General features: G+C 68.4%; 15 protein-coding genes. 12 read left to right on the forward strand and 3 right to left on the reverse strand.

What is annotated here, in order from left to right; translation table 11 throughout:
- Positions 1–275 precede the first annotated feature (275 nt).
- The 8 genes from B3T77_RS03645 to B3T77_RS03680 all read left to right on the forward strand — a co-directional run bounded on the left by B3T77_RS03645 (position 276) and on the right by B3T77_RS03680 (position 9,301).
- The gene (locus B3T77_RS03645) at positions 276–1,814 is read left to right on the forward strand and encodes a Do family serine endopeptidase (RefSeq protein ID WP_292077315.1); all 1,539 of its coding nucleotides are present in this window, start codon (positions 276–278) and stop codon (positions 1,812–1,814) included.
- Between the two features lie 84 nt (positions 1,815–1,898).
- Complete coding sequence (locus B3T77_RS03650) at positions 1,899–2,570, forward strand: response regulator transcription factor (RefSeq protein WP_017504381.1); 672 nt, start codon at positions 1,899–1,901, stop codon at positions 2,568–2,570.
- A gap of 128 nt (positions 2,571–2,698) precedes the next feature.
- Positions 2,699–4,126, forward strand: coding sequence for a sensor histidine kinase (locus B3T77_RS03655; RefSeq protein WP_292077317.1), 1,428 nt, complete (start codon positions 2,699–2,701; stop codon positions 4,124–4,126).
- 4 nt (positions 4,127–4,130) lie between these two features.
- Positions 4,131–7,067 (forward strand): bifunctional [glutamine synthetase] adenylyltransferase/[glutamine synthetase]-adenylyl-L-tyrosine phosphorylase, encoded by a 2,937-nt coding sequence (locus B3T77_RS03660; protein WP_292077319.1) that lies wholly within the window; start codon positions 4,131–4,133, stop codon positions 7,065–7,067.
- A 47-nt stretch (positions 7,068–7,114) separates the two neighbouring features.
- A complete protein-coding gene (locus B3T77_RS03665) occupies positions 7,115–7,756 on the forward strand; it encodes an EF-hand domain-containing protein (protein WP_292077320.1) in 642 nt (213 codons plus the stop codon).
- Positions 7,757–7,821: 65 nt separating this feature from the next.
- Positions 7,822–8,394, forward strand: a complete 573-nt coding sequence (locus tag B3T77_RS03670) for an RNA polymerase sigma factor (RefSeq protein WP_292077323.1) — start codon at positions 7,822–7,824, stop codon at positions 8,392–8,394.
- On the forward strand, positions 8,391–8,792 hold the full coding sequence (locus B3T77_RS03675; protein ID WP_292077326.1) for a hypothetical protein: 402 nt from the start codon (positions 8,391–8,393) through the stop codon (positions 8,790–8,792). The genes B3T77_RS03670 and B3T77_RS03675 overlap by 4 nt, the downstream gene beginning before the upstream one ends.
- Positions 8,789–9,301 carry a periplasmic heavy metal sensor gene (locus B3T77_RS03680; protein ID WP_292077329.1) on the forward strand — a complete coding sequence of 171 codons (513 nt, stop codon included), beginning with the start codon at positions 8,789–8,791 and terminating at the stop codon, positions 9,299–9,301. The genes B3T77_RS03675 and B3T77_RS03680 overlap by 4 nt, the downstream gene beginning before the upstream one ends.
- A gap of 14 nt (positions 9,302–9,315) precedes the next feature.
- On the opposite strand, the gene B3T77_RS03685 is transcribed toward B3T77_RS03680, so the two are convergent.
- The gene (locus B3T77_RS03685; protein ID WP_292077333.1) at positions 9,316–9,996 is read right to left on the reverse strand and encodes a bifunctional 4-hydroxy-2-oxoglutarate aldolase/2-dehydro-3-deoxy-phosphogluconate aldolase; all 681 of its coding nucleotides are present in this window, start codon (positions 9,994–9,996) and stop codon (positions 9,316–9,318) included.
- Positions 9,997–10,144: 148 nt separating this feature from the next.
- Here B3T77_RS03685 and B3T77_RS03690 point away from each other — a divergent pair, with 148 nt between their 5' ends.
- The gene (locus tag B3T77_RS03690) at positions 10,145–10,501 is read left to right on the forward strand and encodes a hypothetical protein (protein ID WP_039244188.1); all 357 of its coding nucleotides are present in this window, start codon (positions 10,145–10,147) and stop codon (positions 10,499–10,501) included.
- A gap of 101 nt (positions 10,502–10,602) precedes the next feature.
- Here B3T77_RS03690 and B3T77_RS03695 read toward each other — a convergent pair whose 3' ends face one another.
- On the reverse strand, positions 10,603–11,469 hold the full coding sequence (locus tag B3T77_RS03695; RefSeq protein ID WP_292077337.1) for an alpha/beta hydrolase: 867 nt from the start codon (positions 11,467–11,469) through the stop codon (positions 10,603–10,605).
- On the opposite strand from B3T77_RS03695, the gene B3T77_RS03700 reads away from it, so the two are divergent.
- A complete protein-coding gene (locus B3T77_RS03700) occupies positions 11,456–11,713 on the forward strand; it encodes an Lrp/AsnC ligand binding domain-containing protein (protein WP_039244189.1) in 258 nt (85 codons plus the stop codon). The two genes, B3T77_RS03695 and B3T77_RS03700, sit on opposite strands and share 14 nt — an antisense overlap.
- Here B3T77_RS03700 and B3T77_RS03705 read toward each other — a convergent pair.
- A complete protein-coding gene (locus B3T77_RS03705; protein WP_292077340.1) occupies positions 11,710–12,213 on the reverse strand; it encodes a GNAT family acetyltransferase in 504 nt (167 codons plus the stop codon). The genes B3T77_RS03700 and B3T77_RS03705 overlap by 4 nt on opposite strands.
- A gap of 114 nt (positions 12,214–12,327) precedes the next feature.
- Between B3T77_RS03705 and hmgA the strand changes: the two genes are divergently transcribed.
- Both hmgA and B3T77_RS03715 read left to right on the forward strand, forming a co-directional pair.
- A complete protein-coding gene (hmgA, locus tag B3T77_RS03710; RefSeq protein WP_292077342.1) occupies positions 12,328–13,623 on the forward strand; it encodes a homogentisate 1,2-dioxygenase in 1,296 nt (431 codons plus the stop codon).
- Positions 13,620–13,982, forward strand: a complete 363-nt coding sequence (locus B3T77_RS03715; RefSeq protein ID WP_292077345.1) for a hypothetical protein — start codon at positions 13,620–13,622, stop codon at positions 13,980–13,982. Before hmgA ends, B3T77_RS03715 begins: the two co-directional genes overlap by 4 nt.
- Positions 13,983–14,059 lie beyond the last annotated feature (77 nt).

Here is a 14,059-nt window from a genome sequence, read left to right on the forward strand (position 1 = left end):
TCGCCCTGTTGCTGCTGGCCGCCGCCGTTCTGGCCCTGCGCGCACGCCGTCGTCCGGTTGAGGCCGTCCCCCTCACGCCAGAAGAAGAACGCCGGCTGGACGAAGTTCTACGAAATGAGAAGCTTCGCCGCGATCCTGACGCAACCTCGCCTCACGACGGGCGCTAGTCGAGATCAACGATCGGCGGTCGGGATTGGCGCAAAGCCGGTTCGGCCTATATCAATCGCGAAACCGGCGCCCGTCTGGCGCTGGACAAGAGGATCGCAAGGACCACGATGCTGAAGCGCAAGGAGTTCATTCTCGGGGCCGCGGCCGGCCTGACCCTGGCGGCGGCGGCGACCGCCGGCGGCGTCATCAACTGGCCCGGCGCGCACGCGGAACCGCAGGCGGTGAACCGGATCACCCCGGTCCCGGCCAACGGCGACGCCTTCACGCCCCCGCCGGGCGCGCCCAGCAGCTTCGCCACCATCTTCGACCAGGTCTCGCCCGCCGTCGTTCAGATCGACGTGACGGTCAAGGTGGACCAGCCCCAGGGCGGCGCCTTCCAGATCCCCGGCCTGCCGTTCCAGTTCGTGCCGCCCCAAGGCCATGGCGGTCAGGGGAATGATGAGCCGCAGACGACCCAGGGCGCCGGTTCGGGCTTCTTCATCTCGCAGGACGGCTTCATCGTCACCAACAACCATGTCGTCGCCGACGCGACCGAGATCAAGGTCAAGATGTCGGACGGTCGCGAGCTGCCGGCCCGCCTGATCGGCCGCGATCCCGGCACCGACCTGGCGGTGATCAAGGTCGAGGGCAACGACTTCAAATACGTCAGCTTCGAAGAGACGGCTGAGCCGCGCGTGGGCGACTGGGTCATCGCCATCGGCAACCCCTTCGGCCTGGGCGGCACCGCCACGGCGGGCATCGTCTCGGCCAAAGCCCGCGACATCGATCCGTCGGGCTACAACGACTACATCCAGATCGACGCCGCCATCAACCGGGGCAACTCGGGCGGCCCGACCTTCGATATTCATGGCCGCGTCATCGGCGTGAACTCGGCCATCTATTCGCCCACGGGCGGCTCGGTCGGTATCGGCTTCGCCATTCCGGCGGACACCGCCAAGACGATCACCGAACGCCTGATGCGCGGTCAGTCGATCGAGCGCGGCTATGTGGGCCTGGGTCTTCGCACCCTCAGCCCCGACGGTTGGGAAGCCTTGGGCCAGCCCAAGGATTTCAAGGGCGCTCTGATCGAAAGCGTGACCGAGGACGGCCCGGCCTCGCGCGCCGGCGTCCAGGTCGGAGACCTTCTGGTCGGCGTGAACGGCCAGGCGGTGGCGAACAGCCAGGAAGCCACCCGTCGGGTCGGCGCGGCCAAGCCGGGCGACACCATTCGCCTGGAAGTGATTCGTGACGGTCGTCGCCAGACCCTGAACGTGCGCTCAGGCACCCGTCCTTCGGAAGAGGAGCTCGCTGCGTCGGAAGAGGGCGGAAGCGCCAATCCGGGGCAGAGCCAGCCTGGTCAGGGCGACACGATCGAAGGACTCGCCGTCACCGCGATCACGCCGGCCGCGCGTTCGCGCTTCAGCCTGCCGGCCAGCGTCAACGGCGTCGTGATCACCAACGTCGAACAGGGTTCGGCTGCGGCGCGCCTCGGCTTCCAGCCGGGCTTCGTCATCACCCGCGCCAATGATCGCAACATCACGTCCGCCGCCGATCTGCGCGCAGCGGTGGCGGCGGCCAAACAGGCGGGTCGTCCCAGCATCCTGCTGTTCGTGCGCACGCCGCAGGGCACCAGCCCGGTGCCGTTGAAGTTCGCCGCCGGCGAATGATCGGCATTCTGACCAAGCCTTAACTCGTCAATCGCCGCCGATGCGCTACCATCGGCGGCGATTTTGATTCCGGGAGGGGTTTCGATGCGGATTCTGGTGGTCGAGGATGACGCCGAGGCGGCGACCGCCATGGTGCGGGGCCTGTCCGAAGCCGGACATGAGGTCACCCACGCCGTGGATGGCGCCTTTGGCCTGCTGGAATCGCAAAAAGGCGGCTACGACGTCTACGTGGTGGACCGGATGATGCCGCGCCTGGACGGCGTCGGCATGGTCGAGACGGTGCGCAAGGGCGGCGATCAGACCCCGGTCCTGTTCCTTTCGGCCCTAGGCGAGGTCGAGGATCGGGTCACGGGGCTGAAGGCCGGCGCCGACGACTATCTGGTCAAGCCCTACGCCTTCGCCGAACTGATCGCGCGGGTCGAGGCGTTGGCGCGTCGTCGCGAGACCGGCGGGGTGCAGACCGTGCTCAAGGTCGGCGATCTGGAAATGAACCTGATCGGCCGCACGGTGCATCGCGGCACGACCGAGATCGATCTTCAGCCACGCGAGTTCCAACTGCTGGAGTTCCTGATGCGCCACGCCGGCCAGTCGGTGACCCGCACCATGCTGCTGGAGAAGGTCTGGGAATACCATTTCGACCCTCAGACCAACGTCATCGACGTCCACATCAGCCGCCTGCGCTCCAAGATCGACAAGGGCTTCGACCGCGCCATGCTGCAGACCGTGCGCGGGGCCGGGTATCGGTTGGAGGCCTAATGTGAATCGTGAGTGGTGAATGGTGACGAGCGAGTGTCTGGCGCGAGGCTTGGGCTCTCATGCCCCTTTTCGTCTGCACCCTCTCTAGCCAGTCACGACTCACCAATCACAAATCACCCCTAAACCCCATGCGTCTTCCCTCCCTCCTTCGCCGCACACCCTTCCGGCTGACGCTGCTGTTCCTGGCGCTGTTCGTGGCGGCGGCGGGGGCGATCCTGGCCTATGTCTATTTCGCCTCGGCGTCGGAGGCTCAAGGCCGGGCCAAGGCGGATGTGGAGATCGAGCTGGGCGCCCTGACGGCGATCCACCGTACGCGCGGCATCGACGCCCTGAACCAGGCCTTGGTCGAACGCTCCATCCGCGGCGGGCCGTATCTGTATCTGCTGACCGACAAGGCCGGAAAGACGATCACCGGCAACATCACCGAATCCCCGATCGACATCGACCTCAGCCTGCCGGCCGGCGCCAGCGACTGGGAGACCTTCCGCCTGACCGACACGGACGCCCAGGGTAAGGTCCAGCGGCGTCGCTCCATCGGGGTGATCACCACCCTGGCCGGCGGCGAACATTTGTTCGTCGGTCAGGACATCGGCGACATCGAGGCCTATCTGGCGCGGCTGACCCAAGCCCTGTGGGGCGCCATGGCTCTGGTCATGCTGCTGGGCCTGGCGGGCGGTCTCTACATCAGCCGGCGGGTCGAAAACGCCATGGCCGGGCTGAACCGCGTGGTGCAGTCGGTGCAGGACGGCGATCTCAAGGTCCGTGCGCCCGTGCGCCACACCGGCGACGAACTGGACGAACTGGGCCAGGGGCTGAACACCATGCTGGATCGGCTGGAGGCGTCCATGGCCTCGATCCGCCACGCCGGTGACGCCATCGCCCACGACCTGCGCTCGCCCCTGACACGGATGCGGGCCAAGCTGGAGGTGGCCCTGATCGACGCCGAAGCCGGCAAGATCGACGGGGTGGACGCCCTGGGCATCGCCCTGGACGAGGCGGACCATCTGCTGAAGACGTTCAACACCGTCCTGGCCATCGCGCGGTTGCAAGCGGGCGGGGCGCCGGATCCAAAGGTGATGGACGCCGCCGATCTGGCCGCCGACATGGCCGAGCTTTACGAGCCGGCGGCCGAGGACAAGGACATCGACTTTTCTTCTGAAGTCGAGCGCGGCCTGATGATCGAAGGCAACCAGCCCTTCCTGGCCCAGGCCCTGGCCAATCTGATCGACAACGCCATCAAATACACCCCCGCCGGCGGGGCGGTTAAGCTGCGCGCGCGCCGGCGCTCGTCGGGAGAGATCGAATATTCCGTCACCGACACCGGGCCGGGCGTGCCGGAAGAGGACCGCGAGCGGGTGGTCCAGCGGTTCGTGCGCCTTGACAACAGCCGCACCGAACCCGGATCGGGCCTGGGGCTTTCGTTGGTCACCGCCGTCGCCGAGGCGCATGGGGGTCGGGTGGTGCTGGACGAGGGTCCAGGCGCCTATGGCGACTTCGGACCTGGGTTGCGGGTGGCGCTGGTGCTGCCGCCGGCCTCGACCGGGATGAGCGGATGATGTGATGGCCCATCCAGAAACCTCGATCCCGCTGGCCTACAGCCTCACGCCCGCCGGTCCGGTCACAAACATCGCCGCCGCCGACCGCCTGCACGAAACCCTGATCCAAGCCGCCGACGCCGACGGCTGGCGCGATGCTCTGGACGCCGCCTGGCCCGCCCTGGCGCCCGTCGCCGGCGCTTCGCCCTATCTCGCCGGTCTGATGCGGCGTCGCCCCGCCCATCTGCGAAGCCTGCTGGAAGCCGACCCGGTCGAGGCGCTGGAGCGGATCATTAGCGACACGGACGCGCTGGACGCCGAGCCGGACGCAGTGCGCGCCCCGCTGCGCGTGCTGAAGGCCGACCTGCACCTGCTGACCGCCTTGGCCGATCTGGGCGGGGTGTGGGATCTGGAGCAGGTCACCGACGCCCTGTCCCGGTTCGCTGATGCCTCATGCCGCGCCGCGCTGCGCGCGGTCGCCGCCGAACAGAGGGCGCGCGGCCGGTTGATCTCGCCGCCCGGCGATCCGCGCGGACCCATTCCCGGCCTGTTCGGCCTGGCCATGGGCAAACATGGCGCCAACGAACTGAACTATTCGTCCGACATCGACATCTCCCTCTTCTTCGAGCCGCGCCTGATGGGCCTGGCCCTGCGCGAGGGCGAGGAGATGCAGGACTTCGCCAATCGCGTCGGCAAGGGGATCGCCACCCTGCTGACCGAGCGGACGGGCGACGGCTATGTTTTCCGCGTCGATCTGCGGCTGCGGCCCGACCCGTCCTCGACCCCGCCGGTCGTCGCAGGGCCGATGGCCTTGGCCTACTATGAAAGTGTCGGCCAGAACTGGGAGCGGGCGGCATTCATCAAGGCGCGGCCGGTCCTGGGCGACATGCGCGCGGCAGGCCGGTTCCTGAAGGCCATGATCCCTTTCATCTGGCGGCGCAGCCTGGACTACGCGGCCGTGCTCGACATCCAGTCGATCAAGAAACAGATCCATGTCCACAAGACGGGCGAGGGACTGCATGCCGCCGGGGCCAATCTGAAGCTGGGTCGCGGCGGAATCCGCGAGATCGAATTCTACGCCCAGACCCAGCAGCTGATCCTGGGCGGCCGCGATCCGGCTTTGCGCAAACAGCGCACGCTGGAGGCGTTGAAGGCCCTGGCCGACGCGCGCCATGTGCCCCAGGCGGTCTGCGAGGAACTGTCGGCCGCCTATGTCGAGCTGCGCGGTCTGGAGCACCGCGTGCAGATGCTCGACGACGAGCAGACCCATCGCCTACCCGAGGACGGCGAGCGCCGCGCCGCCGTCGCCGCGCTGGCTGGGGCGGGGGCCGGTTCGAACGACCTGGCCGCCTTCGACGCCCGGGTCGAGGCCCTCCTGGCGCGGGTCAACGCCCGCTATGGCGAACTGTTCGAGGGCGGCGAAGATCTGGACTCCAGCTACGGCAGCCTGGTCTTCACCGGGGTCGAGAACGATCCCGAGACGCTGGAAACCCTGCGTCGCATGGGCTTTTCCGAGGCGCCGTCGGTCGCCGACACAATCCGCAGCTGGCACCACGGCCGGATCCCGGCGACACGCACGGCGCGGGGCCGCGAACTGTTCACCCGCCTGGCGCCGCGCCTGCTGGAGGCCCTGGCCCGATCCGGTGCGCCGGACGAGGCGTTCCGGCGTTTCGCCGTCTTCTTCTCCGGCCTAGCGGCGGGCGTGCAGGTCCAGGCCCTGTTCCTGAACCAGCCCAAACTGTTCGAGATGGTGCTGGGCGTCATGGCCTTCGCACCGCGTCTCGCCCGGACCCTCGGCCGGCAACCGGCGGCGCTGGACGGCGTGCTGGACGCCCGCTTCCTGGTCGATCTGTCCGAAGAGACCGGCCTAACCGAACAGATGCTGCGCGAGGCTGGCGAGACCGAGGATTTCGAGGGGGCCATGAACGCCGTGCGCCGCCTGCATCGCGAGCAGATGTTCCGCATCGGCATCCACGCCCTGACCGGTCGGGCGGGGGCAGAGGCGGCGGGCCGCGCCTACGCCGCCCCGGCCGACGCCGCCATGCGCACCCTGTCGCCCGCCGCCCTGGCCGAGACCGAACGGCTGGGCGGCGCCTTCCCCGGCGCGGTGGCGGTGGTCGCCTTGGGCAAGGCCGGTTCGCGCGAGATGACGGCCGGATCGGATCTCGATCTGATGACCCTGTACGAGGCACCGCCCGAGGCGACCTCCGAGATCAAGGGCTGGACCGCCGACGTCTTCTACGCCCGCTTCACCCAGCGGCTGATTGCGGCCCTGTCGGCGCATACGGCGGAAGGCGGCCTCTATGAGGTGGACATGCGCCTGCGCCCCACCGGCTCCAAGGGGCCGGTTTCGGTGCGGCTGAAGGCGTTCGACGCCTATTACGCCAAGGAGGCGGAGACCTGGGAGTTCATGGTTCTGACCCGCGCCCGCGTGGTCTGGGCCAGCGATCCCAAGTTCGGCGCCCAGGTTTCGGCCGCCATCGAGGCCGCCCTGCGGCGCCCGCGTCCCGGCGTCGATATCGCCGCCGATGTCCGAAAGATGCGCAGCCTTATGGATCGCGAGCGTCGCCCGCACGGCTTCTGGGATCTGAAGCTGTCGCCGGGGGGGCAGGTGGACGCCGAGTTCGCCGCCCAGTTCCGCCAGCTTCAGGCCGCCGCCATCGGCGAGCCCTTGACCCTCTCGACGCTTGAGGCCCTGCACGACGACCCGGTCCTGGCCGAGGCCTGGCGCGTGCAGCAGCGCCTGGCCCATCTTCTGGCCGCCGCCTTCGAGGGGCGGGTCGATCCGGAGGGCGAACCCGGCGTCTTCCAGCTGCGCCTGGCCGAGGCCGCCGGCGCGCCGGACTTCGACACGCTGAAGACCGAGCTGACGGACCTGCGCGCGCGGGCCCGAAAGGCCTTCGAGCGGGCGGTTCCAGCAGGCCGCGACGGAGAATCCGCGACGCTGCGTTCAATCTCCTGACAGGGCAATGTCAAAGGGCGCCAGACGCGCCCGTGGAGATGATCGAGATGAGAAAGACCTTTCTGACCGGCCTGGGCGTCATCGCTCTGGCCGCCGCCGCCGGCGCCGCGAACGCCCAGGTTCCGCCGGCTCCCGTCGTCGGCGCGCCTGCGCCGCATCATGCGCGTGCGGATCCGAACCGCCAGATCACCCGCGCCGAGTTCGTCGATGCGCGCATCGCGCGTCTCACCGCGCTGGACACCAACCGTGACGGCGTGGTCAGCCCCGAGGAACGCGCCGCCGCCATGCAGGCCCGTCGCGCCGAACGGGCGGGCGACCGCTTCGCCAAGCTGGATGCGAACAGCGACGGCTCCATCAGCCGGACCGAGTTCGACGCCGGCCATGCCGCACGCCCGGATCGCGGTCCGCGCGCTGAACGCGCCGGTCATCGTGAGGGCCGTCGCGGCGGCGCGCATCGCGCCATATGCGGGCAAGGACGCGAACGCGGGCCGGTGGTGATCGCCGAAGCCTCCGCCAAGCTGGGCGAGCGGTTCGACAAGATGGACGCTGACCGCGACGGCGTGATCTCCGCCGACGAGCTCCGGGCGGCCATGTCCGCGCAGCGTGAGCAACGGCAGGAACGCCGCGCGGCCCGCCAGGCGCAGCGTCCGGTACAACAACCCGCTTCCCCCGTCCCGGCTTCGGAGTAAGACGGTGTCGGGGTCGGCCGTCGTGAACGCACCGGTCCCTTTCGTCAGTAGCGGAAGAGGCAGGTTTGGTCGCGATCGTCGACCCCGACGAGGATCTGGTGCGACGCGTTGGGCAGGGCGACCCGGCGGCGGCGCAGACGCTCGTCTCGCGCAAGCTGCCGCGCATCCTGTCGCTGGCCCAGCGCATGTTGGGCGATGCGGTCGAGGCCGAAGACGTGGCCCAGGAGACGATGCTGAAGGCCTGGCGTCAGGCGCCCAAATGGATGCCCGGCAAGGCCCGGTTCGACACCTGGCTGCACCGGGTCGCGCTGAACCTCTGTTACGATCGGCTGAGGCGTCGGCGCGAAATCCCGACCGACACGCCGCCGGATCGTCCCGACGAAGGCCCGGCGCCGGATCGCGGTCTGCTGGCGGCCAAGACGGGCGCACGGGTCACGGCGGCCCTGAAACGGCTGCCGGACCGACAGCGCGAGGCCATCGTCCTGTGCCATTATCAGGAGCTGTCGAATATCGATGCGGCGGCCCTGATGGAGATCAGCGTCGAGGCGCTGGAGAGTTTGTTGTCGCGCGGTCGTCGCGCATTGCGTCTGGCCCTTTCGGACATCGGTCCGGGGGCGATTAAAGGAGACGGACGATGAAGGCGGAACGGTTGCACGAACTGGCGGACGCCTATGGCGCCGACCTGCGTCGGTGGCCCGCGTCCGAGCGCGCCTTCGCCGAAAGCCTGATCGCCGCCGATCCGTCGCTGAAGGCGGTGCTGGACGAGGCGGCCGCGCTGGACGCTCTGCTCGACGCCGCGCCCAGACCTGTCCCGTCCGCCGCCCTGACCGCGCGCATCCTTGCGGCGGCGCCCCGGGCGAAAAGCCGTCTGGGCAAGGCGATCTGGTACCTCGGCGCCGGTTGGGCCGCTGCGGCCTGTGCGGGCGTGGTCGCCGGCGTGGGCCTGACGACGCATCTGACCGCCGACGCGCGCGCCGATGCGGTGCTTTACCAATCCTCGCTGACGGGCGTGGATGACACGGAATTGCTGGGATGACGTCCAAGAGCCTGAAGATCGCCCTGGCCGTCTCGGTGGCCCTGAACTTGTTCGCCGCGGCGGGCGGGGTCACCTATGTCGTCAATCGCGACCGGATCGAACGCCGGATCGAGGATCAACGCCGTCCGGGCCGCGAGGGACCGTTGGCCGAGGTTCTCGCCGATCTGGATCCGGCTGTGCGCCAGCGCGTGCGCACCGCGCTGCGAGAATCGGCCCTGGCGGCGCGTCCTGATTTCGAGGCGGCCCGCGCCGCCCGGCGCGAGGCCATCGACATCGCCGGTCAGCCGACCCTGGACGCGACCCGGGTCGAAAGCCTGCTGGAACAGTCCAGAGCCGCCGAGATGCGGGGCCGCACGCGCCTGGAAAGCGGCGCGGTCGCCGTGCTGGCGACGCTAACGCCCGAGGAGCGCAAGGCTTTGGCCCCGATTCTTCAGCGTAAGGGCAATGCTCGTCGCGCCGCGGCCCACGGGCCGGATCACCGTCAGCCGGACGACCGCGCGCCCCGCTGACGGCGCTTGGGCGCTCAGCCCTTCCTGGACGCGCGGAAAGCGGCGACGGCGTTCACCGCCGAGCGCACCGACGCCTCGATGGCGGCCCAGTTGCCCGACTTCACGGCGTCATCGGTCACCAGCTTGGAGCCCATGCCCGCCGCGACGATGCCCGCGCCGAACCATTTGGCGATCGACGCCTCGTCCGGATCGACGCCGCCGGTGGGCATGATCTTGACCCAGGGCATCGGGCCCTTCACCGCCTTGACGAAGTCCGGGCCGCCGACCGACGAGCCGGGGAACAGTTTGACGATGTCGCAGCCCAGTTCGTGCGCCTCGCCGATGTCGGTGACGGACCCGCAGCCGGGGAAATAGGCGACCATGCGACGGTTGCAGACCTTGGCCACGTCGGGGATCAGGCAGGGGCTGACCACGAACCGCGCGCCCCGGTTCAGATAAAGCGAGGCCGTGCCTGCATCGACGACCGAACCGATGCCCAGGACGACGTTGGGGTCGGTCTTGATCAGTTCGCGATTGATCTCGCCGAACAGGTCGCAGGCGAAGTCGCCGCGATTGGTGAACTCGACCACCGGCGCCCCGCCGCGCGCGCAAGCGCGTATGACGTTCAGGCTGACCTCGGCATCGGGGTGATAGAAGACCGGGCACACGCCCTGGGTCTGAAGCGCCTGAAGCACGCTGACGCGATCATGGGCCATGGACGGGTTCCTCTGCGATAGGTTCGCGTCCGACCTCCGCTGTCGCGGACGCAAGGTCAAGTCAAACCGCGTTAGCGCGGACGTTCTCTTGACGGCATGTGGCGAAAGGCGGACCGTCGTTCGGTCAATCGCCTGTGGGAGAAGCAGGATGTTCGCCGCCCTCGCCGTCGTCGCCCTTCTGACCGTCCAGGATCCGCCGCCCGCCGCCGACATGGACGGGGCCTGGTCCGTCGATTTGGCGACCGATCCGGCCCAGCCCTATCGCCAGCCCATGAACCTGACGCTTCAACCCGATGGCGTCGTGACGGGCGACTTCTACAACAGCCGCATTGAGGCGGGCCGATGGAAGCGCCAGCACGGCCGGCTGTGCGTCTCGTTCCGCACCACCGACGGCGCAGGCCCCTATCATACGGCGGCCTGCCTGGCGGGCGACCATGTCGAAGGTCAAACCTGGGCCGAACACCGCAACTTCGTCTTCATCTGGCGCGCCGATCGCCCCTCTTGAAGCCTCGCCGCTCAAGTCCATCTGTCAGGGAGGGGAGTGGGGGATTTCAGACGAATTGGACGAATTAGACTCTATTTTTCGCCGCCGGGTCTGATTGACGCTCAGCGTCGATGGGCCAAGTCGGCCAGACGCCTGACCAGGGCGCTCTCGGCATCAAAAAGCGGATCCAGAACCGTGAAATGGTTCAGGTCGGCCAGAGCCTCGAAGCGTGTCCTCGCTCCGGCGTCGCCCCAGCGTGAGGCCATAGCGCGGCTTTGATCCACGAAGGCCTCGCTTTCCGAACCGCCGACAACGCAGTCCAGAACCGCGCCGGCGGGCGCCGGCCAGCGGATCGGCGACAGGGCCTCAGCCTCGGCCGTATTCAGCTCGAGGGCGACGTTGAGCGAGGTGGGGATCAGCGGCTCCAGATCGAACACGCCGGAGAGGGCGACCGCCGCCGAGGCCCGTCCGTCCGCCAGCAGGCAGGCTGCCATATGCCCGCCCGCCGAGTGGCCGCTGACGACGGGCGCGGCGCCGGTGCGGTCGCGGATCAGATCGACCGCCGCCCGCGCCTGATCGACGATCCGGCCCAGCCGTACGCTGGGCGCCAGGTCATAGGTCGGGATGGCGACGCTGACGCCGTGGGCCAGCAGGGGTGGAGCCACGAAGCTGAACCAGCCCGCATCCAGCGCCTGCCAGTATCCGCCGTGCAGGAAGACCACGACCGGCGCGCCATCCCCGGCGTCGAACCAGTCGATCCGCTCGCGCTCGCCCGGGCCGTATTTCAGGACCTGGGGCGGATGGGCGGCGCGGGCGGCCTCCGATTCCCCCTTCCAGCGCGCCATCACGGCGGGATGGTCGGGGACCAGGGCGCGGTTGTTGTATTGCGCCTCCAGCACGGCGTCTGTGTCTTGCGGCTTACCCGTCACGTCTTCGTCCGCTAGAAGCGCCCTCGAACCAGAGGACTGATCCGCCATGATGACCGCCATCTTCGTCTTCATCAAATGCGAGCTGGGCTACGCCAACGACGTGGCGGCCGATATCGTGGACAATGTCGAGAACGTCTCGGAGGTGTATTCCACCTCGGGTCAGCACGACCTGCTGGCCAAGTTCAACCTGCCGCGCGACGCCGACATCGGCACCTTCGTGACGAAACAGGTCCAGACGCGGCCGCACGTGCGCGACACCTTCACCGTCATCACCTTCTCGCCCTTCCTGCCGAGCAAAGGCTAGGGCGCGGCCTTTCGCCTGACCTTGTCCTTGCGGTCCTCGGCCTCGTCGTCCTCGCCGACCTTTTCCTCGACCGTGGCCGACAGGCGCTGGAAGACGCCCAAGCCCACCAGCACCAGCACCGAGGCGATCAGCAGGGCGGTGGGATAGAGCAGCTGCGCCACGTCCTCTCGCGCCGTCTTGAACACCACGACTAGCGCTTCCAGGAACAGGGCGATGACGATGGTCGACAGGAACTTGGTCAGGCTGCGCCGGGCCTCGGCGGCGCTGCGCTTTTCGTTGCCGCGCCGGACCTCGTCCTCGAAGATGTATTTGGCCACGTCGAAGACGGCGATGGCGACGATGACATAGCCCAGCACGTCCAGAACCGCGTCGGCGCCGGACTTGTCGGGCGAGCCGATGCCGTGCAGCGCCTCCTTCACCCCGAACCCGATCAGGGCCATGGCCGCCAGCAACAGCAGCAGGCTGGCGAAGGCGAACACCGCCCGGGTCAGATAGGTCATGGAAATCTCTCCGCGAGGCCACAGCAACGCGCCAACCGCCAAGCTGTTGCCTGACGGGCAAAGGGTGACGCTGGCGCCGGGGACGGCTAAACCAGGGGCATAGGGAGACACGACATGACGCGATCCAACGCGCCCGCCTACATGACCGGTTTCGGCAATCATTTCGCGACCGAAGCCGCGCCCGGCGCCCTGCCGGTGGGTCGAAACTCGCCGCAGAAGACGCCGATGGGCCTGTATGCCGAACAGCTGTCCGGCACGGCCTTCACCGCCCCGCGCGCCGAGAACCGGCGCAGCTGGCTCTATCGCCTGAGTCCCTCGGCCCAGCATGGGCCGTACACCCCCTTCGATCAGGGGCGGGTCCGCTCCGGTCCGTTCGACGAGACGCCGCCCAATCCCAACCGGATGCGCTGGGACCCGCTGCCGATGCCGCAGGGTGCGACCGACTGGGTCGAGGGGCTGACGACCTATGGTGGCAATGGCGAACCGGACGGCGGCGCCGGGGCGGGCATTCACCTGTATGTCGCCAACCGATCGATGACCGACCGGGTCTTCTATGACGCCGACGGCGAACTGCTGATCGTGCCTCAGGAAGGCGACCACCGCTTCGTCACCGAGTTTGGCGTCATCGAGGCTCAGCCGGGTCACATCGTCCTGATCCCGCGCGGCGTGCGCTTCCGCGTCGAGGTTGAGGGGCCAGTGCGCGGCTATGTGTGCGAGAACTACGGCAGCCCGTTCCGCCTGCCGGATCTCGGCCCCATCGGCTCAAACGGCCTGGCCAATCCTCGCGACTTCGAGACTCCGATCGCGGCTTATGAGGACGTGGATCGCCCGACCGAGTGCGTCCAGAAATACGGCGGCCGTCTGTGGGCCACGACCTTCGATCACAGCCCGTTGGACGTCGTCGCCTGGCACGGCAATCTGGCGCCCTGCCGCTATGACACGGCGCGGTTCAACACGATCAACACCGTCAGCTACGACCACCCCGATCCGTCGATCTTCACCGTCCTGACCAGTCCGTCCGAGACGCCGGGGACCGCCAATATCGACTTCGTCATCTTCCCGCCGCGCTGGATGGTGGCCGAGGACACCTTCCGCCCGCCGTGGTTCCACCGCAACGTGATGAGCGAGTTCATGGGTCTGGTGACCGGCGCCTATGACGCCAAGGCCGGCGGCTTCGCGCCAGGCGGCGCATCGCTGCACAATCGCATGAGCGGCCACGGCCCCGATCAGGCCAGCTATGACGGCGCGATCAAGGCCGAGCTGAAGCCGCACAAGATCGAAAACACCCTGGCCTTCATGTTCGAGACGCGCATGCCGATCCGCGTCACGAAATGGGCGTCGGAATCACCGCAGATGCAGCTCGACTACGACGACGTCTGGTCAGGCTTCACCAAAGGACAGATCTCATGATCCGTATTTCCCTCATCGCCGCCGTCGCGCTTCTGGCCGCCGCCTGCTCGCCCCAGACCACGGGAACGGCATCGGATGCGCCGATGCAGAGCGCCGACGCCGCGTCCTGCGCCGCGCGCGGCGGCACGATGAAACAGGTCGGGCGGATGCAATCCTGGCAGTGCGTCATCAACTATGCCGACGCCGGCAAGCGCTGCACCGACGGCGATCAGTGCCAGGGCGACTGCCGCATCGAGGGCAACAGCGGCGTGGCGCCGGGGACGGCGGCGACTGGCGTCTGCCAAGCGACCAGCGATCGCTTCGGCTGCAACACGACGGTCGAGGACGGCAAGGCCGGCCCGACCCTGTGCATCGACTGAGGTCGCAGGCACGAAAAAGCCCCCGTCGCGAACGACGGGGGCTGATCCATCCGTAAACGGATTTAGTCGGTCGCCAG

It is taken from the genome of Brevundimonas sp. UBA7838, from assembly GCF_002500885.1.
GTDB lineage: Bacteria > Pseudomonadota > Alphaproteobacteria > Caulobacterales > Caulobacteraceae > Brevundimonas > Brevundimonas vesicularis_C.

Excerpts from the sequence above, each read along its gene's own strand:
- B3T77_RS03675 (WP_292077326.1), top strand. The coding sequence starts at position 8,391 with ATGAAGGCGGAACGGTTGCACGAACTGGCGGACGCCTATGGCGCCGAC.
- B3T77_RS03705 (WP_292077340.1), bottom strand. The coding sequence starts at position 12,213 with ATGACCTATCTGACCCGGGCGGTGTTCGCCTTCGCCAGCCTGCTGCTG.
- hmgA (WP_292077342.1), top strand. The coding sequence starts at position 12,328 with ATGACGCGATCCAACGCGCCCGCCTACATGACCGGTTTCGGCAATCAT.
- B3T77_RS03645 (WP_292077315.1), top strand. The coding sequence starts at position 276 with ATGCTGAAGCGCAAGGAGTTCATTCTCGGGGCCGCGGCCGGCCTGACC.
- B3T77_RS03655 (WP_292077317.1), top strand. The coding sequence starts at position 2,699 with ATGCGTCTTCCCTCCCTCCTTCGCCGCACACCCTTCCGGCTGACGCTG.
- B3T77_RS03665 (WP_292077320.1), top strand. The coding sequence starts at position 7,115 with ATGAGAAAGACCTTTCTGACCGGCCTGGGCGTCATCGCTCTGGCCGCC.
- B3T77_RS03715 (WP_292077345.1), top strand. The coding sequence starts at position 13,620 with ATGATCCGTATTTCCCTCATCGCCGCCGTCGCGCTTCTGGCCGCCGCC.
- B3T77_RS03700 (WP_039244189.1), top strand. The coding sequence starts at position 11,456 with ATGATGACCGCCATCTTCGTCTTCATCAAATGCGAGCTGGGCTACGCC.
- B3T77_RS03690 (WP_039244188.1), top strand. The coding sequence starts at position 10,145 with ATGTTCGCCGCCCTCGCCGTCGTCGCCCTTCTGACCGTCCAGGATCCG.
- B3T77_RS03695 (WP_292077337.1), bottom strand. The coding sequence starts at position 11,469 with ATGGCGGTCATCATGGCGGATCAGTCCTCTGGTTCGAGGGCGCTTCTA.
- B3T77_RS03650 (WP_017504381.1), top strand. The coding sequence starts at position 1,899 with ATGCGGATTCTGGTGGTCGAGGATGACGCCGAGGCGGCGACCGCCATG.
- B3T77_RS03685 (WP_292077333.1), bottom strand. The coding sequence starts at position 9,996 with ATGGCCCATGATCGCGTCAGCGTGCTTCAGGCGCTTCAGACCCAGGGC.
- B3T77_RS03680 (WP_292077329.1), top strand. The coding sequence starts at position 8,789 with ATGACGTCCAAGAGCCTGAAGATCGCCCTGGCCGTCTCGGTGGCCCTG.
- B3T77_RS03660 (WP_292077319.1), top strand. The coding sequence starts at position 4,131 with ATGGCCCATCCAGAAACCTCGATCCCGCTGGCCTACAGCCTCACGCCC.